At 45.5% G+C, this 26909-nt stretch carries 18 protein-coding genes; 7 read left to right on the top strand and 11 right to left on the bottom strand.

The window, feature by feature from the left end; genetic code table 11:
• Positions 1-274: 274 nt before the first annotated feature.
• The 4 genes from ettA to L990_RS16725 form a co-directional block, all read right to left on the bottom strand.
• On the bottom strand, positions 275-1957 hold the full coding sequence (gene ettA / locus L990_RS16740; protein ID WP_047451818.1) for an energy-dependent translational throttle protein EttA: 1683 nt from the start codon (positions 1955-1957) through the stop codon (positions 275-277).
• A gap of 102 nt (positions 1958-2059) precedes the next feature.
• Positions 2060-2896 carry a hypothetical protein gene (locus tag L990_RS16735; RefSeq protein ID WP_047451816.1) on the bottom strand — a complete coding sequence of 279 codons (837 nt, stop codon included), beginning with the start codon at positions 2894-2896 and terminating at the stop codon, positions 2060-2062.
• 114 nt (positions 2897-3010) lie between these two features.
• The gene (locus tag L990_RS16730) at positions 3011-3859 is read right to left on the bottom strand and encodes a hypothetical protein (protein WP_047451813.1); all 849 of its coding nucleotides are present in this window, start codon (positions 3857-3859) and stop codon (positions 3011-3013) included.
• A 16-nt stretch (positions 3860-3875) separates the two neighbouring features.
• Entirely contained in the window at positions 3876-4088 is a 213-nt protein-coding gene (locus L990_RS16725) for a hypothetical protein (protein ID WP_156121659.1), read from the bottom strand.
• Between the two features lie 84 nt (positions 4089-4172).
• Between L990_RS16725 and L990_RS16720 the strand changes: the two genes are divergently transcribed.
• The 4 genes from L990_RS16720 (at position 4173) to L990_RS16705 (ending at position 11621) form a co-directional block, all read left to right on the top strand.
• Complete coding sequence (locus tag L990_RS16720) at positions 4173-5990, top strand: lysophospholipid acyltransferase family protein (protein ID WP_047451809.1); 1818 nt, start codon at positions 4173-4175, stop codon at positions 5988-5990.
• Between the two features lie 289 nt (positions 5991-6279).
• Positions 6280-8544 carry a S8 family peptidase gene (locus tag L990_RS16715; RefSeq protein WP_047451807.1) on the top strand — a complete coding sequence of 755 codons (2265 nt, stop codon included), beginning with the start codon at positions 6280-6282 and terminating at the stop codon, positions 8542-8544.
• 11 nt (positions 8545-8555) lie between these two features.
• Positions 8556-10157 carry a hypothetical protein gene (locus L990_RS16710; RefSeq protein ID WP_156121658.1) on the top strand — a complete coding sequence of 534 codons (1602 nt, stop codon included), beginning with the start codon at positions 8556-8558 and terminating at the stop codon, positions 10155-10157.
• A 3-nt stretch (positions 10158-10160) separates the two neighbouring features.
• The gene (locus tag L990_RS16705) at positions 10161-11621 is read left to right on the top strand and encodes a DUF5723 family protein (RefSeq protein ID WP_047451803.1); all 1461 of its coding nucleotides are present in this window, start codon (positions 10161-10163) and stop codon (positions 11619-11621) included.
• Between the two features lie 135 nt (positions 11622-11756).
• On the opposite strand, the gene pruA is transcribed toward L990_RS16705, so the two are convergent.
• A complete protein-coding gene (gene pruA / locus L990_RS16700; protein WP_047451801.1) occupies positions 11757-13385 on the bottom strand; it encodes an L-glutamate gamma-semialdehyde dehydrogenase in 1629 nt (542 codons plus the stop codon).
• 1083 nt (positions 13386-14468) lie between these two features.
• On the opposite strand from pruA, the gene L990_RS16690 reads away from it, so the two are divergent.
• A complete protein-coding gene (locus L990_RS16690) occupies positions 14469-15467 on the top strand; it encodes a hypothetical protein (RefSeq protein ID WP_047451797.1) in 999 nt (332 codons plus the stop codon).
• A gap of 230 nt (positions 15468-15697) precedes the next feature.
• On the opposite strand, the gene L990_RS16685 is transcribed toward L990_RS16690, so the two are convergent.
• Both L990_RS16685 and L990_RS16680 read right to left on the bottom strand, forming a co-directional pair.
• Positions 15698-16168, bottom strand: coding sequence for a hypothetical protein (locus L990_RS16685; protein WP_047451796.1), 471 nt, complete (start codon positions 16166-16168; stop codon positions 15698-15700).
• 16 nt (positions 16169-16184) lie between these two features.
• On the bottom strand, positions 16185-17393 hold the full coding sequence (locus L990_RS16680; RefSeq protein WP_047451794.1) for a helix-turn-helix domain-containing protein: 1209 nt from the start codon (positions 17391-17393) through the stop codon (positions 16185-16187).
• A 522-nt stretch (positions 17394-17915) separates the two neighbouring features.
• Between L990_RS16680 and L990_RS16675 the strand changes: the two genes are divergently transcribed.
• Complete coding sequence (locus tag L990_RS16675; protein WP_156121657.1) at positions 17916-19043, top strand: site-2 protease family protein; 1128 nt, start codon at positions 17916-17918, stop codon at positions 19041-19043.
• A 37-nt stretch (positions 19044-19080) separates the two neighbouring features.
• Positions 19081-20157 (top strand): hypothetical protein, encoded by a 1077-nt coding sequence (locus L990_RS16670; RefSeq protein WP_047451790.1) that lies wholly within the window; start codon positions 19081-19083, stop codon positions 20155-20157.
• A 223-nt stretch (positions 20158-20380) separates the two neighbouring features.
• Here the strand turns inward: L990_RS16670 and rsgA are convergent, their stop codons facing one another.
• The 4 genes from rsgA to L990_RS16650 all read right to left on the bottom strand — a co-directional run.
• Positions 20381-21433: a ribosome small subunit-dependent GTPase A gene (rsgA, locus tag L990_RS16665; RefSeq protein ID WP_047451788.1), complete on the bottom strand. Its 1053-nt coding sequence runs from the start codon at positions 21431-21433 to the stop codon at positions 20381-20383.
• A gap of 373 nt (positions 21434-21806) precedes the next feature.
• Positions 21807-24023, bottom strand: a complete 2217-nt coding sequence (locus tag L990_RS16660; protein WP_047451786.1) for an OmpA family protein — start codon at positions 24021-24023, stop codon at positions 21807-21809.
• Positions 24024-24031: 8 nt separating this feature from the next.
• Positions 24032-24976 (bottom strand): type IX secretion system membrane protein PorP/SprF, encoded by a 945-nt coding sequence (locus L990_RS16655; protein WP_047451784.1) that lies wholly within the window; start codon positions 24974-24976, stop codon positions 24032-24034.
• Positions 24977-25001: 25 nt separating this feature from the next.
• Positions 25002-26909: Ig-like domain-containing protein (locus L990_RS16650; RefSeq protein WP_197057322.1), on the bottom strand; the 1908-nt coding region annotated here is incomplete at its 5' end.

The following is a 26909-nucleotide window of genomic DNA, read 5'->3' as shown; positions in this document are numbered from 1 at the left end:
CGACTATTAGAATATAAAAGTTTAGTGTTATTTGAATAGGGTTCCCCATCTGCGAAGACAAGAGCCTTAAATTAATTCATTCAAGGCAGGTGTTGCTCTCCACAAGGGGGTAACACTTGTTTTTTTGGGGGATGCTAAAGAAAGCGCGGCTTGCAATCTTCCGTTTGTGGCAATTAGTATAGCTGCAGAGGATGGATTTGCGGGGATATAAAAAGCAAATAGCCTGGCTGAAAAGTATCACGATACTGCTTTTTAGCCAGGCTATTTTTATAGGTTACTCTTTAATGAGCTTTTTGTACTTCACGCGGTGGGGTGTTACATCGCCAAGGCGCTTCTTCTTGTTCTCCTCGTAGTCGGTGTAGCCCCCTTCGAAGAACACCACCTGCGAGTCGCCCTCGAAGGCCAAAATGTGCGTGGCGATACGGTCGAGGAACCAGCGGTCGTGCGAGATTACCACAGCGCAGCCAGCGAAGCCTTCTAGGCCTTCCTCTAGCGCACGTAGCGTATTCACGTCGATGTCGTTGGTAGGCTCGTCGAGTAGCAGCACGTTTGCCTCCTCTTTAAGCGTTAGCGCAAGGTGTAGGCGGTTGCGCTCACCTCCCGAAAGGTTCTTAACCAGCTTTTCCTGATCGGCGCCACCGAAGTTAAAGCGCGATACGTAGGCTCGGGCGTTGATTGACTTTCCGCCAAGCATCATCAGCTCGTTTCCTTCGGAGATTACGTTGTATACGCTCTTCTCCTGGTCGATGCTTTTGTGCAGCTGGTCGGCATATCCCACCTTTACGGTGTCTCCAACCGAGAAGGTTCCGCTATCTGGGGTTTCAAGTCCCATGATAAGCTTAAATAGCGTAGTTTTTCCTACCCCATTCGGACCGATAACCCCAACAATACCTGCTGGTGGAAGCGAGAAGTTCAGGTTTTCGAATAGCACCTTGTCTCCATAGGCCTTGCTTACGCCCTGCACGTCGATAACGTGGTTGCCCAAGCGGGGGCCGTTGGGGATAAATATCTCCAGCTTTTCTTCCTTCTCCTTGCTATCCTCGTTAAGCAGCTTGTCGTAGGCCGAAAGGCGCGCCTTGCTCTTTGCCTGACGTGCTTTGGGAGCCATACGTACCCATTCGAGCTCGCGTTCGAGGGTTTTACGGCGCTTGCTTTCCGTTTTTTCCTCCTGCTCTAGGCGCTTGCTCTTTTGTTCTAGCCAGCTGCTGTAGTTGCCCTTCCATGGAATACCTTCTCCACGGTCGAGTTCAAGGATCCATCCCGCAGCGTTATCGAGGAAGTAGCGGTCGTGGGTAACGGCAATAACGGTACCCTTGTACTGCTGTAGGTGCATTTCGAGCCACTGGATACTTTCGGCATCAAGGTGGTTGGTCGGCTCATCGAGCAGCAGCACGTCGGGTTGCTGAAGCAGCAGGCGGCAAAGGGCCACACGGCGGCGTTCGCCTCCTGATAGTACGCCAACCACCTGGTCGGGTTCGGGGCAGCGAAGGGCGTCCATGGCGCGCTCTAGCATGCTGTCGAGCTCCCATCCGTTTACGTGGTCGATCTGTTCGGTTAGCTCGCCTTGGCGTTCGATAAGCTTGTTCATCTCATCGTCGCTCATGGGCTCCATAAACTTGGCGTTTACCTCTTCATACTCCTTAAGCAGATCCACAACGGGCTGTACACCCTCCATTACGATATCCTTAACGGTTTTGCTCTCGTCGAGCTGAGGCTCCTGCTCGAGGTAGCCTACGCTGTAGCCAGGCGAGAACACCACATCACCTTGGATAGACTTGTCTAGTCCAGCAATGATGCGTAGTAGGGTAGATTTACCCGAACCGTTTAAACCGATGATACCGATTTTGGCTCCGTAAAAGAACGATAGGTAAATGTTGTTTAAGATCTTTTTATTGTTGTTGGGGAGAACTTTGCTCACCCCAACCATCGAGAAGATAATCTTTTTGTCGTCGGACATATTGTTGTTAGATATTAGACTTTACAAAAGCGATATGCGATTTGTGATATGCGATATGTGATGGGTTCTCATGTCTCACATCGCAAATCTTACACCTCATATCTAGTATCTGGCAATTCGTTCGATATCCCAACGGGTGAAGCCGCCTCTTTGAAGGGCGTTTGCCTTGTGGTAGCCGTAGAAGTAGAGCTTTGCATCGTCGGTACCGAAAAGCATCTTGTAGCAGCGGGCGTAGCCATCACCTTTAGGGTAAACCAAAAAGGAGACTACCGTGTTTGGGCGGCGTTCCTCTACTGCTTTGATGATCTCTTCGCGAGATACGAAGCGCACGTCATTTTTTACCTTTTTGTTCATGCGCTCTTCGCTAACGCCCGAAGTAACATCGTCCTTGCAAATAAGGATGGTCTTATTCTCGAGCTCGGCTACGTTTTTGTTGTAGTAGCGAAGGCTTTCATCTACGACTTTTGGATTCCTTTTTAGGTTGTCTACGTGCTTTTGTAGGAACTCAAGCAGGATTGGCAGCATGTAGGTATTCTCATCAGCATCGTCGATGGTGGTGCTAAAAGGGATGAAGCCAAGGTCGGGCATTTCGGCATAGGAGCCGGCATTGCCACCTACCGAAAGGGTTAAAAAGTAGTAGGGCTTTTCGCTCTTATCGTTGCTGTAGGTTACCTCGCTAATTCCTAGGAACGAGTTTTTGGCATCCGTTCTCATGTCTTCAAACTCCGTGAATCCGATATACTTTACCGGTGTTACCTTCCAGTACTTTTGGATGTTCTCCTTTACCGTAAGATCCAAAAATTTATTCTCGTTGAATAGCAGCACGCTGGTGGTTGACTTAAAAAAACGGTCGATATCGGAAGGTAGCGGCTTCTTTCCTTGCGAGAATGCCGTTACCGATAGCGTTGCTACAAACAGTAAGGTTACAATTTTTTTCATTGTGTTTCGAGTTGGTTGTAAGTGAACAAAAATATAAAACGAATTCGGAACGATGCTGACGTTGAGCCTAATTAGCTCAATATACAGCAAATGCTTTTTGGTGCTAGGCTATGGCTACTTCTTGGCCATCTTTTTAAGATCGGACTCTAGTAGGCCGTCTGTTTTTGAACCCGAAATGCGGTGCATGTCGTAGTAGTAAAGCATTCCATCTTTTGCTCCAAACACCATTTTGTAAACGCGCTCCTGCATGCGCTGTCCTTCTGGACCAACCTTATGCACGAAAAGAACGTTGTCGTTGCCATCGGCAATTGCCTGCTCGATATCTTCGGGGGTTACAACCTTTAGCGGGAATGGGTAGTACTTGCGTTGAACGGTAATATCGCGAAGCTCCTTTGTCAAGTCTTTTTCGGTGAGCCAAAGCTCCTTTTCCTTAATCTTGGGTGCATTGTCGCTGTAAGGTTCGAGCATGTCGTTTTTTAGGATAGCAGGGTTGGCCTTCATGGCTAGGATATGCTGCTGCATAAAGCGAACAACGCCCTCTACCTTGTAAACGAACGACGCCTCGTCGGCTTTGGCGTAGGCCATTGGCACGCCTATAACCTCGGGCATGTCGGTAACCTTGCTGGTTGCCGATCCGTTTAGCGCACAAAGGTGCGTGTAGTTTATCGAAACATTCTCGTCGGGAAACTTAAAGGCAACAAGCACTAAGAAGGACTTGTCGCGCTCTTTGCGCATTTGCTCGAATTGAGATGCAGAGATGTACTCGAACTTGGTAACCGTCCAGTTTTTCTCCATAATCTCCTTCATCTTCATATTGTAGGCGCTCATTGGGTTGCCTTCCATTACCACGTAGGTGGTGTTTTTTAGAAACGTGTTTACATCGTCGGTAGTTGGTTTGTACTTCCCCGCAAAACCAGCAGCTGCAAGTAACGACAGCAGCACCACAGAAACCAATTTTTTCATACGAATATAGTTTTTATCAAAGTGAATACATGGTTGGTATAACAGGTTCGGGAATCATCCTCCGGTAACCCATTACGCGTTCTTTTTCGTTGTTGTAATATGCAAGTGATTGTCCCCTCAAGTAGTAGCCAGCCTGCTTGGTTGATGGTAATCCGCATCCAAAGTTAGTTTTTACCAGCAGATCACAAAATACGGATGCGCATGATTGCTGTGGTATACGAAAATTCATTTTTAGGAAATGGTATTTTAATGGTGCAGTGAGGTTAGGCATTCGAAAATTCTGCTATTTTCGACAAATTATAATACACCCATTATGAAACTTGTAAAAGAAGAAGACTTAATGAAGGCAACCAATCTTCAAGGGATTGGTGGTGAAGGGATTGCTAAGCTGCTTATGTTTGTGCTTGGTTTCAATAAGGTAAATGACATTTATTCGAAGATTGGTAATAATACGGGGCTTGACTTTATAAAATGCCTGCTTGATGAGCTGGATCTCAAATACGAAATAAACCCAGAAGAGCTAAAAAGGATTCCACAAGGTGGTTTTATCACCGTATCGAACCATCCATTTGGAGGTATAGATGGGATTTTGCTAATGCTATTAATCCTAGAGCAACGTCCCGACTTTAAGGTGATGGTAAACTTTTTGCTTCAGAAGATTAAGCCGATCGAAGATTTCTGTCTCCCTGTAAATCCTTTTGAGAGTAAGAAGTCTATCAACTCGAGTCTTGCGGGTATTAAGAGCGCCATTAAGCATGTTAAAGATGGGCATGGTTTGGGTATTTTCCCGGCAGGGGAGGTATCTGCATTCAACCAAAGCTTATTTAACGTGGCCGATAAGCAGTGGAACGATTCGATCCTGAAGCTAATAAAGGGGGCCGAAGTGCCAGTTGTTCCTGTTTACTTTCATGGATCCAACTCCAACCTGTTCCACCTGTTGGGGATGGTGCATCCGATGCTGCGTACCGTAAAGCTTCCATCCGAGCTGCTAAACAAGAAGAATAAGACAATTAAGATACGTATTGGCACACCGATAACCGTAGCCGAACAAAAGACGTTTGCCGATGGCGATATTGCCAGGTATGGCCGCTACCTACGTGCGAAAACCTATGCACTTAGCTCTCCGATTACCGATAGCGAGGTGAAAAAGTTCTTCAAACCCCGTATTCCGAAGAAGACGGTTGTGGAGGATATTATTGCGCCAGTTGAGCCGAACATTGTAGAGGAAGAGGTACGTAACCTGAAGAAGGATTACCTCCTTTTTACCAACAAAAACTATTCGGTTATTTGTGCACCTTCGGTAGAGATGCCTAACATCATTACCGAGATAGGGCGCTTGCGCGAGGTAACCTTCCGTGAAGTAGGTGAGGGAACAAACCAGAAGATTGACATCGACGAATTTGACCTATACTACAACCAGCTCTTTATTTGGGACGATGACGAAAACCGTATTGTAGGTGCTTACCGGGTAGGTAAGGGGCAGGAGATATTGGATCGTTACGGCAAGAAAGGGTTTTATATCCAAACGCTATTTAAGATTAGCGACGAGTTTGCCCCTACTCTCAGTCAAAGCATAGAGCTGGGCCGTTCTTTTATCGTATCCGATTATCAGCGTAAGCCGTTGCCCCTGTTTTTGCTTTGGAAGGGTATTCTCTACTTCCTGTTAAAGCATCCGGAGTATCGTTACCTCATTGGACCAGTAAGTATTAGCAATAGGTACTCCTCCTTCTCGAAGAAGCTAATTGTGAACTTCCTTAAGGAAAACCACTTTGACTATGAGTTTGCCAAGATGGTTACTCCGCGTAACAAGTATAAGGTTAAGTTTGACAATATTGACTCTGAGATTATTATAGAGCAGGCCGATGCTGATATCAACAAGATTGATAAGTTTATTAGCGATGTGGAGCCGGAGGATTACCGTATGCCTGTATTGCTGAAGAAGTACCTGAATCTTGGAGGTAAGATAGTGGGATTAAACGTTGATCCTCTTTTTAACGACTGCATAGATGGTTTGCTGGTGCTAGACCTCTTTGAAGTTCCATTCAACGTTATTACCTCACTATCAAAGGAGATTAACGACAAATCTATTCTAGAACGATTTAATCAGTCGGATTATACCTTCGAAGAGTAGTCGAAGGGGCTGTATAAGAAAGGTATCACGATATGGGTATCACCCCAATTGCGAATTACTAAGCATCTGCTCTAGGGATGTGTTAAGGTTGTTCGTGATTGGTAGCGTAGAGTTTGGCAACATTTGCCAACTTTTTGCAGGTGGTACGTGTGTTGTGATACCTTTTTTTTATTTCTTTTTCCTGTTTTTTTACTGTTTGTGCAGTCTGTTAGCTTAAACTGTTGACTTTTCAGCTTAATCGCCTTAACTTGAGGAATATTTTGGTGAGGTAGCTTAAAAAACAGTTAGGATGGACCAACAAATAAACCCAGTCGGGCGTGCTGTAAGGCGTGCTTTAGGTGTGATTGGATTTACCACTCTTGGAGTTATTAGCGTTTATAGTCAATCGGTAAGTGAAAGTAGGCCTGTTATTCCTAACCTTTCACCCTCGTCGATGATGGTGCTGCAGCAGCGCGGAGTCGCCGAAAAGGCGCAATACGCTAAGGCGTTTATCTTAGAAAAGGCTTCAGGGAAAGTTGTTGTAAATGGAATCGCAAAAGTAGATTTGGCAGCGATACGGCAATCGGAGCTGTTAGCCATCGGTATTTCTATCGGCAGCCAAATAGATGATATCTGGACGCTATCAGTTCCCCTCGAAAATCTAGAAAAGCTATCGGCTCTTAGCGGGGTTGTATACTTTGAGGCGGATATGCCTATCCGTCCGAAGCTCGATACCGCTGCCATCTTGGTTAAGGCAAACCGCAAGCTCTTTAATGCCATATCCCTTTCGGGTTACAACGGTAAGAACGTGGTTGTCGGTGTTGTTGATGGTGGTTTTGACTATACGCATCCCAGCTTTGAGGATAGCCTTGGACAATCGCGAATTTTATCGGTATGGGATCAGAATGTTTCGGGGACACCACCCAACGGTTTTGGGTATGGGGCGGAGCTAACCTCGTCTAACCAAATAAAAAATGCGCATACAGACACGCCATACGGCACTCATGGCACCCACGTCCTTTCTATAGCGGCGGCAGGAACGGCAGCCGCTCCATTTGTGGGCATTGCCCCTAAATCCGATATCATCTTAGTTGCCTACAAGGGCCCTAGCACCGAGGAGGAGTACATGTCCACCTCGTTGAGCGGGGTGCTAGATGGGGTGAAGTACATATTCGATAAGGCCTCGCAGCTGGGCAAGCCCGCGGTTGTTAACCTTAGCCTTGGCTTTCACATGGGGCCACATGACGGAACCTCCCTTTTTGACCAGGCGTGCGATAAGCTGGTTGGCGAGGGGCGTATCCTTGTTGGGGCGGCAGGGAACGAGGGCATGCGAAAGCTCCATTTGGGGTTAAACTTTACGGCCAACGACACCCTGTACCGAACATTTGTAGGGTTAGGAGGCTGGGGTGCTACCAGCGTTGACTCGTGGGGCGAGGTGAATAAGAACTACTGCATTCAGCTGTCGCTTTTTAACAAGGTAACGGGAACAGACATCGCCAAGACAGATCGGATTTGTACTTCGGACAATCAGTTTTACGGTACAGTACTGAAGGGTACAGAGGGCTACAATGCATCAATCTCCATCTACGCATCGTCTGCAGCGGCAGTAAACGGCCGTCCTCGGATAACTATTTATGCCAATAACCCAACAGGCGCTTCGCTGAGGATGGTGGTAACATCGCCTAGCAGGGATAAGCATCAGGTTAACTTCTGGAACGACGCCTACGGCGACGCCTCCAACTTTAATAATATGGGGTTGGCGGGCTATGCCGAAGGGAATGTCTCGACATCGGTTGGCGAAATAGGGGGTACCGGTAAGCGCATAATCAGCGTTGGCGCCTATACCTCCAAAAACACCTATCGCAACCTATCCAACTCTAGAATTGAGGTGTCCTACTTTACGCGGGTAGGGCTTATTGCCCCATTCTCGAGTAGAGGTCCAACGGTTGATGGCAGAATAAAGCCAGAAATAACCGCACCCGGCAACGGGGTGGTTGCTGCACTCAACTCCTTTTGCACTGGCTACAACGTTAACTCGACTAATGCCGTAAAGGCGCTTACGCACCAAGGCCGCTCGTACATATTCGGTTTGATGCAGGGAACATCGATGGCCTCGCCAATGGTTACGGGAGCCGTGGCCCTGCTGCTGCAGCAAAATCCGAAGCTGACACCCGAAGAGGTGAAGCTGCTGCTCGCAAAGGGGGCCATACGCGATCCGCAAACAGGATTGATGGATCGTGCGACAGATAACATCTGGGGGGCAGGTAAGCTCTCGGCAATAGGAGCCTTATCTGCGCAGGCTGGTAAAGATTTGCTCGCCGAGAAGAATAAGCGGACAATCGGTATTGATTGCAGGCAGGTAAATAGCACCAGCGATGGGGTTATTGATGTTGTTTGTAAGGAGAGCGGGCGGTTTAACCTAAGCGTTGCCGATCTATCGGGACGAGTTTTGTACAACGGATTTATAGAAGATCATAAGATAGTTGATTTAAGTCCATTTGGTAATGGTTTGTACTTTATAAAGGTCTATGGGATTTCGACTAATGGGAAATGCAAGGTGGCTGTAGTTCGTTGAACTGTAGAGTTATGAAGCATTGTTGTGTTTGGTTGCATAGACGGCAACGTAGAGCAGTGTCGGGGCTTATTTGCGCGCTGCTGCTTTCGTCGTGTATTGATGACGCGTACGATTTTAGTAAGGTGGGTGTAGATGTGGCGCTAAACCCTAGCGTTGCCATTCCTATTGCCGAGGGGACAATGTCCATCGCTCAGCTTTTCCCAGACGACACCACCGGAAATCCGATTGTAAGGGCCGACGAGAATAAGCTGGTGCATCTCTACTACAAGCAGACCCTGGCAACCATTACCTACGACGATTTTGTGGGTAAGGTTGAGGATCAGCAGCAAAAGGTAAGCCTGCTGCCGATACCTGTAAACTTACCCGTAGGGTATCCTCTGAAAGGAAATATGGATGTCAACTTTCCGCTATCGCTTACCAGTCCCGATCAGATAATTGAAAGCGTGGAGCTGGAGGATGGCCAGCTGACCCTTGAGCTGCTTACCAATATGGTGGTAAGCTCGAATGGGGCGCTAACCATATCTTCGGACGATATTACTATGGGCAACGGGCGCCGCTACGAGGCAACCTTGAGTCCCACGATAAGAAAGAAAACCGTCTGGCTAAATGACGCCGTTATCCGAACCTCCTCGTTGAATAAGGTAAAGTTTTCGCTCTCCTTTAGCCTTACAAAGGTTGATAAAAGGCCTGTGTGGGATACGGTTATGTTAAAATTCAGCCTAACCAAAATGAAGTCGAAGGCAACGGTAGGGTATTTAGGGCGCAAGCTGTATAACCTAAGCATGGGGAAGATAGATCTGAACTACGGCAAGAAAATATTTGAGAGCGAGGAGGCCCTGATAGAGGCGCCAGTGGTGAGGCTGGAGTTTGAAAATGGGATAGATGTACCCTTTGAGTATAGGTGCTCCGACATCTCGGCGTATGCCAAGAATCAGACATATCACATATCCGGATTCCCCGAAGCAACGTTTATCCGTAAGGGGGCTACCATAGTGCCCAAGGAGGTAAAGTCGTTTGCAACGTTCGAGAGCACGACTAACTTGATTACCGTGCTTTCTAGGTTTCCCGAATATATTAACTTTAGCGGCAATGTTGTATCTAACCCTAAGGGAGAGGTAGTTACCAACAGAGTTGAGCGTGGGGATAAGATAATTATTAAAGGATATATGGATTTGCCGATGCAGGTGCTGCTAAAAAATGTAGTTTTGTGCGATACAATTAAGTACAACTTTTACGATATCGGCAATAATAAGGATATTGATATTTTTAAGGTAATGCTAACGCTATATAATGGGTTTCCGGCTGATTTTAAGCTGAATGCCTATATGCTTGATGAAAATAAAGTAGCTATTGATACGCTTTTTAAGGATTACGTGAACGTGAAGAGCTCGGCGGTATTGAATAGTATTGCAACATCGCAAACCAAGACAGCGGTGGATGTAGAGTTTAAGCAATCGAGGCTTTTGAAAATTAAGAGAGGAAGGTATTTGGTGCTGCGAGCATTGGGAACAACAGCTGGTGCTTCGGAGGGGACAAAAGTAAAGATACTATCCACGAATAGCTTGAACGTTAACGTTGTGGGGGCGGCTCAATTTAGGCTGAATAATAAGTAGAGAATGAAGATTTTTGTAACTATCATACTGTTGAGTATTGTCGTACTGGTGAAGGCTCAGGATAAAACGTTGATGTTTCTGGATGCTGTACCTCAAAGCAGCTACCTAAATCCAGCTTTCATTCCAGATTATACGCGCTATGTAGGGATTCCGATAATGTCGGCCACCTCGTTTAGTGCCAACAGCTCCACCTTTTCGCTTCTGGATGTGGCCTCGACCAAAAAGGGGATTAAGGGAGACTCCCTAATCTTTGATAGCAACCGCATTTTAGATAACCTGAAGGCCAACAACAACGTTCGGATGGATGCCAACGTGGATATCCTCTCGTTTGGCTTTATGAGAAAGAAGGTGTACTGGTCGTTTAATATGAGCCTTAAGTCGTTTGGCAACGTGTTTTACCCCAAATCGTTGGAGACCTTTAAAAATGGGAACGTTGATTTGGCCACCATGACGGCAAAGGATATAATCCTAAACGATGTAGATGCGAACGTTTACCTCTACTACGAAACGGGCTTTGCCGTGTCATATCCGATTAACGATAACCTGAGAGTTGGGGGGCGATTTAAGCTGCTTAGCGGAGTGAGCGCGGTTAAAACGGCGCAGTTTAGCTCGAGCGTTAAGACCTCGTCCGATTTTAAGACGAGTACCGTTGAGGCGCATGCGAGCGTTTACGCCTCGTCGAAGAGCTTGGAGTTTGAGACCGACGAGAAGGGGTTTGTGACCGGGGTATCGCTATCGGGAAACATTATGCGCTTTCCGTACCTAACCAACCTAGGGATGGCTGTCGACCTTGGTATCGAGGCAAAGCCGCTTCGAAACTTTAGGGTATTTGGTAGCTTGGTTGATTTGGGGTTCATCTCGTGGAAGTCGGACTGCTCTAAGATATACACCGATGGGAGTTACGCCTTTAATGGCGCCAACCTGACACCCGATAAGAATGGGAATATAGATTTTGATCGTGCGGTAAAGGATGTTGTCGATACCCTTCGAAATAAGTTTAAGGTAGAGCAGGGGGAGGCAACCTTTTCCTCTGGGCTGTTTACCAAGCTGTATGCCGGTTGCGAGTATCAGTTTAACGGATGGCTAAAGGGCGGCTTTCTTTTAAAGGGAGCAATTTACGATAAGGTGATTGATCCGGCCATTGTTATCTCGGCAAAGGCCACGCCCGTACCCAACTTTAGCGGATTGCTAAGCCTATCGTACTACAATAAAACATTGAATAACGTGGGGGTGGGTGTTGTTGTGGGGAGCTCGCCCGTGCAGTTTTACTTGGCCGCAGATAACATACTATCCCATTTTATAAAGAATAATACCGATCAATCGTTCTATAGCAGCCTTCCTATTCCAAGCCGAACCCGATCGGTAAACGTGCAGCTTGGGGTAAATATCCTATTTGGCGAGCGGAGCTACAAGCTACCCTGGCGATGGAAGGTATTTGAGCAGGGAAGAGGACGGAAAAAGTAGGAAGCTCCTTCCAAAAAGAATCACAGCACTACCATTATAAATAAAAAAACTACCCCAGCTTGCAGTAAGTAGGGGTAGCTTATTATTATGTGCATATCGTAATGGGTGATATCCCTTTAAGATATCACACCTTTCTTATTCTGATAAGAATGGATACTTGTAGTCGGCTGGTGGATTAAGGTTTTCCTTAATAGAGCGTGGGTTGGTCCAGCGGATAAGGTTAAGGTAGCTACCTGCCTTGTCGTTTGTACCAGAAGCACGGGCACCACCAAAAGGTTGCTGACCGACAACTGCACCAGTTGGCTTGTCGTTAATGTAGAAGTTACCAGCGGCATACTTTAGGCGCTCGAAGGCTACCTCTGTAGCATACCTATCGTTCGAGAAGATAGAGCCGGTAAGGGCGTATGGAGAGGTAGAGTCAACCAAATCGAGGGTCTCCTCAAACTTCTCGTCCTCGTAAACGTAGATGGTAAGCACTGGTCCAAAGATCTCCTCCTCCATGGTTACGAAATGAGGATCGTGCGCTTGGATAACCGTTGGGTTTATAAAGTAGCCCTTGCTCTTATCGTAGGTACCACCAAACACAATCTCAGCATCCTTTGTGTTGCGAGCCTTCTCGATGTACTGGGTAATAGAGGTAAATGCAGCCTCGTCGATAACGGCATTTACGAAGTTGGTAAACGAGCGAACGTCGCCCACCTTTATATCGGCAAGCATTTTACCAACGCTCTCCTTTACGGTTGCCCACATCGACTTAGGAAGGTAGGCACGAGAAGCGGCCGAACATTTCTGTCCTTGGTACTCGAATGCACCACGAACAAGCGCTACGGCTACCTGCTGAGGATCGGCTGAAGGGTGAACCATCACAAAGTCCTTTCCGCCAGTTTCGCCTACCACCTTAGGATACGAACGGTAGGTTGGTAGGTTTTTAGCCATCTCGGTCCAGAAGGCGTTGAAGGTCCAGGTAGAACCAGTGAAGTGTACGCCAGCAAACTCCTTATGCGAGAAGATCTCCTTACCAATAACCGAACCCTTACCAGGGATGAAGTTGATTACGCCATCAGGAAGGCCAGCCTCCTTGTAAATCTTCATCAGGTAGTAGTTAGATAGGATTGAGGTAGTGGCAGGTTTCCAAACCACCGCGTTACCCATAATGGCGGGCGACATGCACAAGTTAGATGCAATGGCGGTGAAGTTGAATGGGGTAACTGCAAACACAAAACCCTCAAGCGGACGATACTCTACACGGTTGATGGTGTCGGTAATCGACATTGGTTGGTCGCTATAAATTTGCGACATGTAGTATGCGTTAAAGCGAAGGAAGTCGATAGTTTCGCAGGCAGAGTCGATCTCGGCTTGGTAGGCATTCTTGCTTTGACCAAGCATGGTGGCGGCATTCATTACGGCTCTGTACTTTTTCGAGATAAGCTCGGCTATACGAAGAGCGATAGATGCCCTCTCTACCCAAGGTAGCTTTTCCCATTTAGCGCGAGCTTCGACAGCAGCTTCGATGGCCATCTTAACCTCCTTTTCGCCAGCCATGTGGTAGGTGGCCAAAACGTGGTTGTGGTCGTGTGGCATAACCACCTTTCCGATGTTGCCTGTTCTTACCTCTTTTCCGCCAATAATTAGTGGAATTTCAATCTGTTGAGCAGCCATTCTTTCCAATTCAGCCGTTAGCTCTTTCCGCTCGGGTGAGTTGGGAGCATACGACAGAACGGTCTCGTTCTTCGGCTTTTCAAATTTAAAAATTGCGCTATTCATGATTGTAGTATTAAGTTCTTCTTACAAATCAAAGTTAAAAAAAACAAATAAGTATAACAATTTATGGCGATTTTTCGCTTTTTATTTACACAATGTAACGTATAGCCCCTAAATGTGCTTAATCGGCAAGCTTGCGTTGCCTGGCGAGCGTTTTTGTGGAGCCCCATGCAAGATGCTCTATGCTGGATTTTTGATTTGGCGTAGATGTGGATAGGTTATTCACATTTTGGGTTGTTTGATCTGTTTTTATGTAAATAAGTAAAGGTGGCGTTTGATGGGTGCTTTGTTCGGGAGAGGCTTTGTTCTGTAGAGGCTGTCGCCTCTACAGAATCTATTCTGCAGGCTGTAGCCTGCAATGATAGGGTCGACGAAGGCAGGAGCCTTCGCCGAACGGAGTTTCTGCGGTGCGAGCCTTCTCGCCGAACGGGGATTACCGATGCTGCCATATGAGCAGCCGCTGTTGCTATGGTGCTTTGTAGCTGTAAGGGGATGTGGCGCCATTTTGCATTTCAATTTTAAGACTTTTCCATTCTGCTTAGTCCGATTACAGGTGGGCGCACTGCCGTTGCAGGTGCGCTTGGGCTGTGTGCTGCCGTGTGCTGCCAATGTTGCCTCGTGCGGAGCCGCTGTATGAGGCATGATCTGTAGCTGTGCATACGTGTGGAGGCGTTTTGCGGCTGCTATTTCGCTCTTTACGGTTGTGTTTAGGGGTATTGCAGGTGGGAGTAATGCCGCTGCAGGTGCGTTTGGGCAAAGTGCAGCGCTGCTTTGGCGGTGTTGCCCCATGCGTGGCCTAAGTATACGGCTTGACCTCTATAAGTATATGCGTGAGTAGCCATTTTGCAGCTGTGATTTGGCATTTTGCAGCCGTGATTTTGATTTTTGCATAAAAGATGGAAGTAATACAATGTTATTTTTGATGGGTAGAAAAAATCAAATTAAAAGTATAGAAAAAATTAAAGCTATAAGCTGTAATTAAAATGTGTAAAATAAAGATTTGTAATGGTTTAGTTACGTATTTTAACTATTTACTTTTTGTTGGTGGCGCCGTAAATTGTCCCTGTGAAACAAATAACAAGGAGTATGAACAGTAAGACAATTTTATCGAATCCTATCTTATTTCAGAACGAACAATCGGCCGTTGTTTGTGATATTTACGATAGCAATGAGGAGCTGCAAACTATTCCAAGTCTAAGCGACATTATGGAGGAGCTTAGAAGTACTGTTAAGGGGATTGACGCGATTATTGTTGGGCTTAACGAGCAGAACATCGACTACCCATCTATGCAACAGATTTTGCTGAAGAGGTTGGTTGGTGATATGAAAAAGCCAATCTCCAAGCTGGTGGCGTATGCCTCTACTACTACCGACGTGATGCTACAGCACAGCGTTAACGTGAAGCTCTCTGATTTTGTACGTAAGAGCGAGCAGGAAAGCTTTGAACGTATTGACAAAATGATGGCGCTGATAGTTGAGCACATGGTTCATATAGAGCCATTCTACTACACGATGGCTAGCCTTAAGAAGCTGCAGGATGGTGTTGCAGAGCTTAAGGAGCTAGCAAAGGATAAGAGCAGCAGCAAAAACTTATGCGAGACGCTGAAGACCAAGGCCAAGGAGCAAAGCGTACAGCAGAAGAGCATTTTGAAACAGGTGCAGGTGCTTGTATCTAGCGTAGACGATGTACACCACCGCGATGTGACACAGATGGTAAGCGCAATTAAGGCAAAGCCTTCGCGTACCCCTGGCGAGATGTCGATATCGGCTATGATAAGAGGCTGCGACGGGAAGGAGCTGAACAACGCAATATTGGAGTTTTACTACGATCCTGATGGCTCTATTTACGATAAGTACTCGGAGCATAAGGAGCTTATAGGTAAAGATCAGCTGCAGCCTACCTTTACCCGAATTACCACCACCATGGGCATCTCTAGGTGCAAGAATGTGCCGGCAGGCTACTACACCGTATTCTGTAAGATGAACGGCTACGAAATTAAGGTGGGCTACTATCCCGTAAACGACCATAACCTTACCCGTATTTCGTTGGTGCTTGATCCGCTACCCGATAGGCTACCTCGCTAGCAGTGGGTGTGCTACCCTATACCAAAGCCCGGCTAACAGCCGGGCTTTGATGCTTTATGGGGAGGGAGAAGTAGGCTGATTTGGAGCAATGGCAATTGCAAGCGGGTATAAAAAAGGTAGCAAGTATTTGCTTGCTACCGCGATATTTTAAAAGAAGATGATTTTGAATTAGAAGAGGTCAACCTGATTTTTAGGGGATGTTTTAGTGAATTAACTATTGATATATATAGTTAGATGTAATCCTGTAAAGTTCTTTCTTCTGAAATATATCCCAATTTTTTATTTTTCTCTAAAAGAATTATTCCAAGTCTAAAAAACTCATTAGGAGTACTAGACCACTCAGAAAGAACGTCAATCATATTCTCCATATCATTAGTTCTTGCCATCCTTGAATCTGCTCCTCTAGTTCCATAAGTTAAGTTGCTTTTTTCTTTGCCAGTCAATAAAATACAAACTAATTCACGAATAGGTTTGCTAATTTCATTGTCTTTGGGTAAGAAAGTTCCTAGAAATTTTTGTATGTTGCTGTAATAAAGATTGTATGATTTCTGAGGATCTTGTAGTGGGATTTCTAAAATTTCAGAAATATTTTCAGGCGACTTAAGAGTCGGAAATAAATTGTGCTCTTGAGAACTGTTTGCTTCAACTATTTTTTCAACAGCACTAATTAAATCGTCAAGTTTCTGTTTTGAAATTTCCATAATTAAGTTCTTTTAGTTAAATGGCTATGCGATTCAAGTTGTTTTTTATATTTTCAATGGCTTCCTCTAAAGAACGTCTCGGTATCGCATCGAATTCGACATATCTGATTGATTCTTTTGTTTCTTTAAGCATGTGAGTGTACTTAGCGAATTCTAAAGGTTGCTTTTCTTTAGGTAAAGTTTCTAAGTAGACACCATATAAAATACTGATATCAATATGTAGATTTTCTGATAATGTATTCATTTTGAATGGGAGGGATACAATTTTGTGTAATTCTCTCTGAATGTTGGGATGTACAAGTACATCAATAGCAAACTGATTTGCTCTTTCTTCGTTTAAAAGAATATCTGGATTTTCGGGATTGGATACATGATATTTCATTGTTTCAAGTAAGTCAAAATCATTGATTACATGATATAGTTCATGGAGAAGGGTAAGCCATAGTTTATGATATTTTTTTTTCATATCTGTTATGACGATACAAGGCTTTCCATCTAAAATCATTGTAACACCAAATGCACCTGTTTTAGGAATGTATGATTGAGTTAATACAGTTATACCTAATCTGTAAAGTATTAAAACTACTTTTTCATAGCCATGTTTTGAGTCAACTGTAAATTCTCTAATTCTTTTAAGAAACTCTAAAAGCAGTTCTCTATTATATTCATTTGGATTATTTATTTTAGAAAATGAATAAATAGAGCATTTTAGCCAAAAGGTTTTCATTTTTTGCTCTTTATCATGAGCAATTGAGGCCTTTGACTTACTAAAAAGGGTTGGCATTAATGATGTGTCGTCATATTCGTAGATAGACTTAAAGCCAAAAAAATCGCAGATTTGTTTTTCGAATATATCTATTCTTGCACGCTTAGGAATAATTCCTAAATTTTTCAGAGTAGGGATATCAAAATTTCTTGCTATGTAAGATAAGCGTTCTGAGTTTTCTATTTGTTTTAGTTCTTCGTCTCCGATTTTCTTGTTGTATAGCGAAATAAATTGACTCTCAGTTAAATTTAGGAGTTTCATTATTTTAATAGCCTGATTTAGTTTTAAATCAGTTTCACCCTTTAAAAACTTAGACAGCGTCTCCCTATTGATACCTATTTCTTCTGCAATAGCGGATTCTACGATTCCATTATCTACCAGAAATGCGTTTAACATTTCAGCTAAGGAGGTGTTGCCGTCTATGATAAAATTATCTGAGTTGCTTTTTGAAATATACATGGGGTATTGTCGGATTACGTCAAAATGTGTGTTATTGCATACAATGATACATGTTTCATTGTATACAAATATACAATGAAAGTTTGGCTTGCGCGAATTTTTAAAAAGAAATATTCAAGAGAGTTTGGCTGAAAAAAAGTTTATTAAACGTTAATTTTGTATTGTGTTTTGAATTTGAGGAGAAAAAAGAAGGAGCGGTAATTTGAATCTGAGGATTTTACTACAATGAGATCATCTGATAAAGGAATGGAGTTTGTTTTTTAAGAGGCTTAAGTTTATGGTCTATACCATTGAAAAGAATGATACTGCAAGTACAATTGTGATTGAGGTGATGTGTTTTAGTTTTTCTGGGAACGGCGACTGCCTATTGCATAATTGAATCCGCAAAAAGATTGAATAGAAAGTTATCGGCAAGTTGGCTAGATGGCGTAGGGTAGGGGTGAACGATAGTAGAAGCAGGTGCGATTGCTCTATTGGTCGATAATTGTGCTACCTTAGAAACCTAAATAATTCTACGATTCTATGAGTAAACCTAAGAATTATAGTCATTGGATAACCTTGGCCATATCTCTCCTTTTTGGAGCTTTTGTGGGTGTCTTCTTAATGGTATTTATTGACCATCTGACAAAGGGCTCATCGCACAACGACCTTTACCCCCTTTGGGCGCTGCTCATTTTTTTTGCTAGTTTCTTTGTGCAAATCATTGTCCACGAGGTTGGTCACCTGGTTTTCGGGGCAATTTCGGGCTACCGATTTGTTTCGTTTCGGATTCTTCGGGTGATGCTAGTCCGCGATAACGGTAAGCTGAAGGTGCGACGCTACCATATTCCCGGTACTGGTGGGCAGGCGCTAATGATGCCTCCCGAAGGTATTCAACCCGTTCCTTACGTGCTCTACAACTTAGGTGGGGTGCTGATGAACTTTATTGTATCAACTAGCTGCCTGTTGCTGCTGTTCGTATTTAGCTTTACCTCTTTCTTTTCTGTAATAATTCTTGCCACGCTCGCTGCATCGGGAATCCTAATTGTGCTTACCAACGGAATTCCTATGGTGGTATCGGGAGTTCCCAACGATGGGAAGAATCTCTTCACCCTTAAGAAGGACGACTATGCGCGCCACGTATTTTGGTTGATGCTTCAGGTTAATGGGCTGCAGAGTAGCGGTACGCGGCTGCGTGACATGCCTGAGGAGTGGTTTGTTCTACCCGAGCAGCCCCGCTACGGCAGCTACATGCACATGTTCGTCGCGCTGCTGCGTGCGGGTTGGCACATGGATAGGAAGGAGCTGGCGCAGGCTACCGAGTGCCTAGATCTTATCCGCCCGTTTGCCCCTAAGCTGGCAATGCTTTACCGCTTGGAGTGGCAATGTGAAATGCTTTTCTGCGAGCTTATGGGGGCACGTCGTTCCGATGAGGTCGAGGCGCTTTACACCAAGGAGTTGAAAAAGTATGTTGGCAAGAGTGAGCGCTACCAAGTGGGGAAGAAGCGGCTGCTGTACGCCTACGCTCTGCTTGTGGAGAATGACACGGCTAAGGCCGATAGGCTTTTTGCCGAGGCCAAGCGTTTGGCCGAGCGATCGCCAAATAAGGGGGAGGCTAAGAGCGAACTCGAATTGATAGAATGGGTGCGCGAGATGGCTGGCAAAGCCTAATTGATAAGTAGCTTGATAAAATATACCTGATCTGAGAATGAAAAATCTACTTGCAGAATACCATGATATTTTTGAGGATAGTGAGAGATGGAAATATTACGACAAACTTACCATTGAAACTAATCCTTTCCACATGGGATGTGGGCACGATAACAATGAAAATGCAAGGCGTTTTATTGAGTCTTATTTTGGAGCAGCAAACAAGGATGTGACTCTTTTAAAAATGGACAGATCAAACCGCCAACTTCATTCTGTTTCATCTTTTTTTCTAGGAATCCTGATTAAAGAAAAGCTCTTCCCAAAACTTTTAGAAGAAGGGCCTGGGTTTCTTTACTTATGGTTTCTTACCAGTCTTTACCACGATATGGGATATGTGGTTGAATTAAATAAGGAAGAATATCCTCCAGAAGAAACTTGTTTAGAATTACTTAATCAAAGATTGGGGTGTTGGCTGCCAATTTATTCTACGTATTATGACCTTCTCAAAGAGGGAGAATCAAGTTCCCTTTACTCGGTTGAAACGATAAAAAAATACTATGAATATTGCCGTACATCGTGTATTAATACTGTTAATCATGGAATTGTGGGAGGTTTAGTACTTTATCATAGGCTGAATGAAAATTATGTAAAGTGTCAAGAACTTGCAGAAGCTTATTATAAAGAGAGAGGAGAAGTATTCAACCCTGATGATTTTAAATACAAAGGTCTACATTATGATAAAAACCACAAAAAGTATTATAGTATAGCCGCAAGTACAATTATGGATCACAATATTTGGCTTGCAGACAAAAAATCAAGAAATACTTATCAAGAAAATGACCTTAAAGAGTTGATTCGTGGACCTCATGCATGTAGTCCAGAAAATCAGTTTCTTTTCCTACTCGCACTAGTTGATACTATTGAACCGATCAAATTCTTCAACCAGCATACCCCTGATTGCTTATTGGGAAAAATTAGCATTGAAGTAGACGGGAATAACGGGATTGTTACCTTGGAGATTGATAATCGTTGCATAGCATTTGAGGATTGGTTCAAAAAGATTAAGAGTTTAGAAAGATGGTTTAAAGTCAGTGTTAAGGACTCTAATAATATAATTACGATAAAATTGGTGTAAATCTCCAAAAGCCTTTAATCTACGGTTATATGTAGCAGCGTCAATTATTTTTTTATTGAGGATAGACACGAATTTTGCTATATAGTAAAAACAGCAGGAGCCGCACAATACGATTCCTGCTGTTCGTTATTGGATAAAAGATCTACTATTAGAGTTTGTTTATTACGAGTTCGGTGCGCCTATTCTTGGCTTGCTCGCTTTCTATTTCATCAGCTCTACTCAATTACATTTTGTTACTATTCTTATGGCTCTTCACCATCTTGGAAAACGTTTTTTCGTACTTACGTTTTTCATGAACGGAGGTGTTATAGTGCCATGCCTCCCTACGGAGCTTAAGGTAGCTTTCGTAAACGCCTCTGTCTATTTCTCCATTTTCGACGGCTTCGATTACGGCACATCCTTTTTCGTTAATATGCTGGCAATCGTTGAATCGGCATTTATCCTGATAGTCTGATATATCTAAGATTTCCGATAGGCTATCGGAATTGTCGTTTGTAACGCCAAATAGCTTTACACCTGGAGTGTCAATCAGCACACCCGAATCGGGCATTAAAACCATTTCTCTACGAGTGGAGGTATGCTTACCCTTTCCTGTTGAGTCGCTAATTTCACCAGTCTGCAAAATGTCCTGCCTGCAAAGCGCATTTATAAGCGTACTTTTACCTACTCCCGACATTCCTGTAACGACAATTGTTTCGCCCGTAGCGATATATGCTCGAAGCCGATCGATGCTTTCGGGCTTTTGTATGCTCGTATAAAAAATGGGCAACCTACCGGAGATATGCTTCAAGGCTCTACCTGTTTCGTCTGGATTGAAGCCTAAGTCTGCCTTCGTTAAGACTAAGATTGGCTGAATTTCTTCGTCTGCGGCTTGAAGCATAAAGCGTTCAATTCGGCGTACATTAAAGCTGCTGTCTAGGCTTTGCACGATAAACGCTTTGTCTATAAATGAAGCTACCGCCTGCCTTTCTGAGATTGCTCCGCTTTTTTGCCGGTAAAGCGCCTTTTGTCGAGGGAGTAGGTCTAGGATGATGCCTTTTTGAGCATCTAAAGGATTAAAGATGACCCAATCGCCAGTGCAAGGATATTCGGAGCTGCTCTTTCCGTAAAGCATATTGCCCGCTAGCTCGCAGGTATAAAAACCTGCTTCAGCAACCACTTCGTAGCAAGTTTTATGAGTAACGGTTACTCGTGCGTGTATGAGGTCTTTGTAGTTGGAATTTTGTTTTTGTTGGAAAAGATTCTCGTTCCAACCATATAGATACAAGTTATTCATTGCTTCCGTTTTTAAACGCAAGTGAAACCTAAAGTTATGATAATATAAAGATGCTTCAGAGAAGAACTCTCCGAAAATGAAGGGACAACCTGTACGTAAAATACAGATTGTTTACTTAACCAAATCCGATTTAAATGCTATTGACATAGGCTGCAAAGGTAGGACTTTTTGTTTTAACTGCAATTACAACAATTTGAATATAAAACGGAGGGCATTGCCTTGCTTCTGGTAGGCTAGTCTACTCCCTTTCAAGTTGTATTACCGATTAAGATAAAAGGAGCGAGTATAGTGGCATATCGCATGCCTATATAAAAAACAGCAGGAGCCGCGCAATGCGATTCCTGCTGTTGGTTATTGGATAAAAGATCTATGGCTAGAGTTTGGTGATTACGAATTCGGTGCGCCTATTTTTGGCGTGCTCGCTTTCGGGGCACTTCGATTTCTTTGGCCCTTCGCAGGCGCACTTGTTTATCAGGCGGCTTTCGCCATACCCCTTAAAGGTGATTCGTTTTGCATCTATCCCCTTAGATACGATGTATTCGGTGGATGATTTCGCACGCTTTTCGGAGAGGGTCTGGTTAAACTGGGCCGATGATCGGCAGTCGGTATGCGAGCCCAGCTCGATCTCCATCGTTGGGTTTTCCTGCATTACCTTTACGATCTTATCCAGCTCGACAGAGGCATCGGGGCGGATATCCCATTTTGAAAGGTCGAAGTAAATGGGGTTTATGCTTATCAACTTACCGATATCCTTGCCCACCTCAAATGGTTCGAGGGTGATATCGAGCTCCGACATCATGTCTATTTGCCCCGGACGGGTTATCCTCTTAGAAAAGGTTAGCTGCTTGGGGATGTACCCGTTTCGCTCTAGGTTAATCTTATAGGATAGCTGATCGTTCATTTTAACGCCTTCGAGGACCTTTAGGAAGCTACCGCTTTCGTCCGTATTGAGCGAAAGGAATGGGGCGCCCGTTTTGGCATCCACCATTTCGACCTTTACCTTATCGAGCGGCTTGGCGGTGCGCTTATCCACTATTAAGGCATATAGCGATACGCTAAAGGTAGGTGTTAGCGGAACGGTAACCTCTACGCTGCTCTTCCCCTTGGGGAATGTTGAGGCGATGCTTCCATCGATAAAGCTGAGCTTCGACCCGTCGACCTTAAAGGCTAGGGGATCTTCGACGATGAAGGTGAATCGGCCTAGGCTGTCGGAGGTAGCGCTGCCCAGCTTGGTACCCAACGAATCGGAAAGCGTGATGGCTGCATTAGGAAGTACCTTTTGCGTCTCCTTATTAATCGACACGCCCTTTATTATGTAGTCTGTCGAGAAGGGGCGCTTTAGCGTGAGCAGGTAGATATCATCGTCGCCAGCGCCGCCAGCTCGGTTGGAGGCAAACAGCGCGGTTTGCTTGTCGGCCGAGAACTGTATGCCGAAATCGTCGTTGTTGCTGTTTACGGGTAGGGGGATTATGCGGGGATTGGCGGCACCGTTAGGCGTTAGCTTGGCGTAAAGGATGTCTAACCCACCATGAACGCGCTGTCCATCGGAGGAGAAGAAGAGGACGGTGTTGCCATAAAACGAGGGGAAGATTTCATTCCCTTTAGTGTTTATGTTCTTCCCGGCATTTACAGGCTGGCTCCAAACCCCATCCTTTTTGTACGAAAGGTAGATATCCATCCCTCCAAAGCCGTTGGGCATATCGGAGGCAAAGGCAAGGATGTCGCCCCGCTCGTTGAGCGATACGTGGGCCACGTTGTAGCTGTCGTTGTTGAATGCAAACGGGGTTTCGTTTGTCCATTTAGCCCTTGCGCTATCGTAGGTATAGACCATCACCTTTAGTATCGATTCGCTTTGTTCCTGCTTGCGTATCTTTAGGTAGGAGGTGAGGTTTTGGGTTACGTAGAGCTTCCGCTCTGCCGCGCTGTAGAACGATGGGCCGTTGTTGTAGCGCGAGTTGAGCTCGTCGTGTACGATAGGCTTTGCCGTGCCCTTGGCCTCCCTAAGCGAGTAGAAGTCGTTGCCCGTCCAGCCATGTCGGTTGTTGAGGTAGTCGTTTACGAACTGGTTGGATGAGTATAGGATGGACGATCCGAAGAACGCCGCCCCGATTTCGCTGCTTGGGGTGTTTATCTGCTTGAGGTTTACTATGGAAAAGCCCAGAGTATCCTCGAAGTAGTAGGGTTTCTGATTCTCTATGGCATCGAGGATGTTGCTGTAGGTAACATCCTTTCCATCCGAGGGGTTGTTGATTTTTGCCACCTCCTTAGCCCTGTCGAAATTCCCGAGCTGCATCAGCGTTTGGCTGTAGTAGTAGGGTTCGCGGTTCTCTAGCAGGCCTCTTTTTTCGAGCACCGCATAGGTGGCCGCAGCGTTGCTGTAATCCTCCACCAGGCGGTAGCAGTCGGCCAGCCTATGTACGGCCAGCTTGTTGGTGGAGTCGGCATTAATAGCCTTCTTGTAGCTAGGGATGGCATCGGCATAGGCCTTCGCCTTGTAGCTCTTTTCCGCCTTTCGCATGCTCAGCGACTGCGCCTGAACGCCCATCTGCAAGCATGCAAGCAGGGCTACAACTAAAAGTTTCTTCATCATCTATATCGCTAAAAAATACGTGGGGATACAATCTTTTTGGCCTTAAGGCTAAAGTCGTAGCCGAAGCATATCTCGTGGGTGCCATGGTTGTACTTCGAGAGCTCGGATGTGGTGTGGTCGTACGAATACCCGATGCGCAGCTGCGGCGTGAGGTAAACCGACGTGAGGAAGGTTATCGCATCGCCGCTACGCCAGCCGGCCCCTACCCAAAAGGTATCGCGTATTACCAGCTGCCCGGTAAGGTCGAGCTCGATAGGTGCGGCATTTACCACCTTAAGCATGGCGCTGGGTTGAAACTTGAGCCCATCGTTTAGGTTGAAGTAGGTTCCAGCCGTAAGGAAGTAGTGCATGTACTTATAGTCGACCTTATTGATAACCGAAAAATTATCCTTTGGGTCTATCTGATTCTTTATAAGACGGGGAATGGAGAAGCCCACGTAGTACCTGTCGGTATAGTAGTAAACGCCAAAGCCTGCGTTGGGCATCTTTGCCCTGGGCGAATCCTCCTGAAACTGTACATCACCCGGATCGGTTGTTTCGGCACGCGAATAGTACTCCTTTATCAGACCGAGTGCGGTAGATAGGCCAAATGCAAGGGTGGAGTTCTTAAAGCGAATGCTATAGGAGTAGGAGAGGTTAAGGTAGTCGGTAGAGTTTACCCCAATCTCATCCTTCAGGTAGTTAATGCCCAAGCCAACGCGCTCCTTGTAAACCGGTGCGTTGAGCGATATGCTCTTGGTTGTAGGGGCACCCTTCATTCCGACCCACTGGTTGCGGTACAGTCCGACAAGCGAAATAGCATCGCGCGAGCCCGTGTAGGCTGGGTTAATGGCCACCTCATTCCACATGTACTGCGTAAACATGAAATCGTACTGAGCCTTGCCTGTTTTTGGCGCTAAGCTAATCGCCGCAAGGGCGATTAGCGTTAGTACCAGCTTATTTATTTTTTTCATAATTACTCTATTGCTTAGGGTTGGGTTAACGCTTAATTACAACGAAGCTAGTTTGTGGTTTCGAGCCATCTCCCAAATCGAGAATGTAGTAGTAGGTTCCATCCGGAAGATCTACACCGATATGTAGCCCCTTGCCACCATTCTTTCCGTCCCAAGAGTTGTCGTAACCCTTCATCTGGTAAACGATGTTACCCCAGCGGTTGAAGATTCTTAGCACGTTGTTTGGATAGGTTTCCAACCCCTTAATTACAAAGCGATCGTTAACGCCATCGCCGTTAGGCGAGAAGCCATCGGGGATTTTTACATCCAAGCCGCTAACCGTAACGTTAACGGTTGCTGTTGCGCACATTTGAGGATTACCGTTATCGCAAATCCTGTAGGTGAAGGTGTCCTCGCCAACATAACCCTTGTTGGCCGTGTAGGTTACCGTTCCATCACCGTTAACCACAACGGTTCCGTGCTGTGGCTGATCGAGAATTGTCAGCGTTTCGGGAAGCAGCTGGCTATCGGGATCGGAATCGTTAGCTAGTACGCTTATTGTAACAGGCGTATCACCCTTAGTTGTGGCATTGTCGTTTGCCGCAACAGGTGGCTTTATGTTGTTAATTATTTGGGTAATGACGATGTTGACTGATGCCGTTGAGCAATCGCCATTTGCATCGCATAGCTTATAGGTAAAGCTGTCATTAGCCGCATAGCCACCCTTTTGAGTATAGGTAAACGAGCCATCGCTATTAAGAATAACCTCGCCATGAGCAGGAAGACCAACCAACGTAAAGGTGTTGCCACCATCGCCCGAGAGCTTATCGTTAGCCGCTAGATTACCCGAAAGAAGGGCCTTTTCGTCGATCATAAAGCTATCGTTGGTAGCTTCGGGAAGATCGTTTACCCCAGCAATCTTTATGGTAACAACCGCAGGAACATCAGCGTACCCAGCGCTATTTTGTCCCTTCCACTTAAAGGATGTCTCTCCATTCCAGTTAGGAGTTGGGATAAAGGTCAGCATATCTAGATCGGCCGAGCTGATTTCGTCGCCTACCTTAACGGGGCTACCGTTTAGCACCAAACTTCCATTTTCGGGTAACGATTCAATCTTAACCTTTAAGAGTTCGGTCTTGTAGTCCTTGTCGAAGTTATCTGCAAAACCGTTCTTAGGAATAGAGACCGGACTATCCTCTGTACCCGAAACCTCGAAGTCGAAGTTCAGCGGTTTAACCATCACATCTGTAATAGTTCCTATAGCCTCTGGAACAGCAATAGTAGCATTTGTAGCACCCGATAGCACCAGCTTAACCTGCTCATTGCCCTCTACAATAGCATCTTTAAGAGTAGAAACCTCCACCCATTTTTCAAGATCGCCAGCAGCAAAAGTAACGGTAATAGAAGGTAAAGCGCTGTAGTCGCTGCTACTTGTAGTGATATCTTGAAGTCCAATGTTAACAGAAACCTCATTATCCGATACCTTATCAAGAGTAATCCTAAAGCGAAGCTTATCACCCTCGATTGCTGTAGCATCAGCAACAGAGATAGCGGGAGTAGCATCATCGTTGGTTATCGTTCCGGTAGCACTGCCATCGGCTATGGTAGCGTTGGTGGCGTCTGTCAGCTCAAGCGCTATGGTTTCGTCGCTTTCGAACTTGGTGTCGGCCATAGTTGGTACCTCCACCACCTTGGATACCTCGCCTGGGGCAAAGGTTACCGCTAGGTTGGATACGGAAGTGTAGTCGTTATCAGCCGTAGTAGCGGAGCCATCGGCGGTGGAAGCCTTAACGGTTACCGCCTTGCCGCTAGCTGCGCTGAGGCTCACCACAAACTGCAGCTTGCCGCCTTCGGCTACCGTTGCGTCGCCTACCGAAAGGGTAGGAGCGCCGTCGTTGTCTAGGATCGTACCCACGCCAACCAGCTTGTCGGGATCAACATTTACCAGGCTGCC

It is taken from the genome of Alistipes sp. ZOR0009 (assembly GCF_000798815.1).
Classification (GTDB): Bacteria; Bacteroidota; Bacteroidia; order Bacteroidales; family ZOR0009; genus Acetobacteroides.
The sequence above is the reverse complement of the archived record's forward strand: the minus strand, read 5'-3'. Positions and strand labels throughout refer to the sequence as shown.

Coding starts and splice junctions, on each gene's coding strand:
- ettA (WP_047451818.1), bottom strand. CDS start 1,957: ATGTCCGACGACAAAAAGATTATCTTCTCGATGGTTGGGGTGAGCAAA.
- L990_RS16735 (WP_047451816.1), bottom strand. CDS start 2,896: ATGAAAAAAATTGTAACCTTACTGTTTGTAGCAACGCTATCGGTAACG.
- L990_RS16730 (WP_047451813.1), bottom strand. CDS start 3,859: ATGAAAAAATTGGTTTCTGTGGTGCTGCTGTCGTTACTTGCAGCTGCT.
- L990_RS16725 (WP_156121659.1), bottom strand. CDS start 4,088: ATGAATTTTCGTATACCACAGCAATCATGCGCATCCGTATTTTGTGAT.
- L990_RS16720 (WP_047451809.1), top strand. CDS start 4,173: ATGAAACTTGTAAAAGAAGAAGACTTAATGAAGGCAACCAATCTTCAA.
- L990_RS16715 (WP_047451807.1), top strand. CDS start 6,280: ATGGACCAACAAATAAACCCAGTCGGGCGTGCTGTAAGGCGTGCTTTA.
- L990_RS16710 (WP_156121658.1), top strand. CDS start 8,556: ATGAAGCATTGTTGTGTTTGGTTGCATAGACGGCAACGTAGAGCAGTG.
- L990_RS16705 (WP_047451803.1), top strand. CDS start 10,161: ATGAAGATTTTTGTAACTATCATACTGTTGAGTATTGTCGTACTGGTG.
- pruA (WP_047451801.1), bottom strand. CDS start 13,385: ATGAATAGCGCAATTTTTAAATTTGAAAAGCCGAAGAACGAGACCGTT.
- L990_RS16690 (WP_047451797.1), top strand. CDS start 14,469: ATGAACAGTAAGACAATTTTATCGAATCCTATCTTATTTCAGAACGAA.
- L990_RS16685 (WP_047451796.1), bottom strand. CDS start 16,168: ATGGAAATTTCAAAACAGAAACTTGACGATTTAATTAGTGCTGTTGAA.
- L990_RS16680 (WP_047451794.1), bottom strand. CDS start 17,393: ATGTATATTTCAAAAAGCAACTCAGATAATTTTATCATAGACGGCAAC.
- L990_RS16675 (WP_156121657.1), top strand. CDS start 17,916: ATGAGTAAACCTAAGAATTATAGTCATTGGATAACCTTGGCCATATCT.
- L990_RS16670 (WP_047451790.1), top strand. CDS start 19,081: ATGAAAAATCTACTTGCAGAATACCATGATATTTTTGAGGATAGTGAG.
- rsgA (WP_047451788.1), bottom strand. CDS start 21,433: ATGAATAACTTGTATCTATATGGTTGGAACGAGAATCTTTTCCAACAA.
- L990_RS16660 (WP_047451786.1), bottom strand. CDS start 24,023: ATGATGAAGAAACTTTTAGTTGTAGCCCTGCTTGCATGCTTGCAGATG.
- L990_RS16655 (WP_047451784.1), bottom strand. CDS start 24,976: ATGAAAAAAATAAATAAGCTGGTACTAACGCTAATCGCCCTTGCGGCG.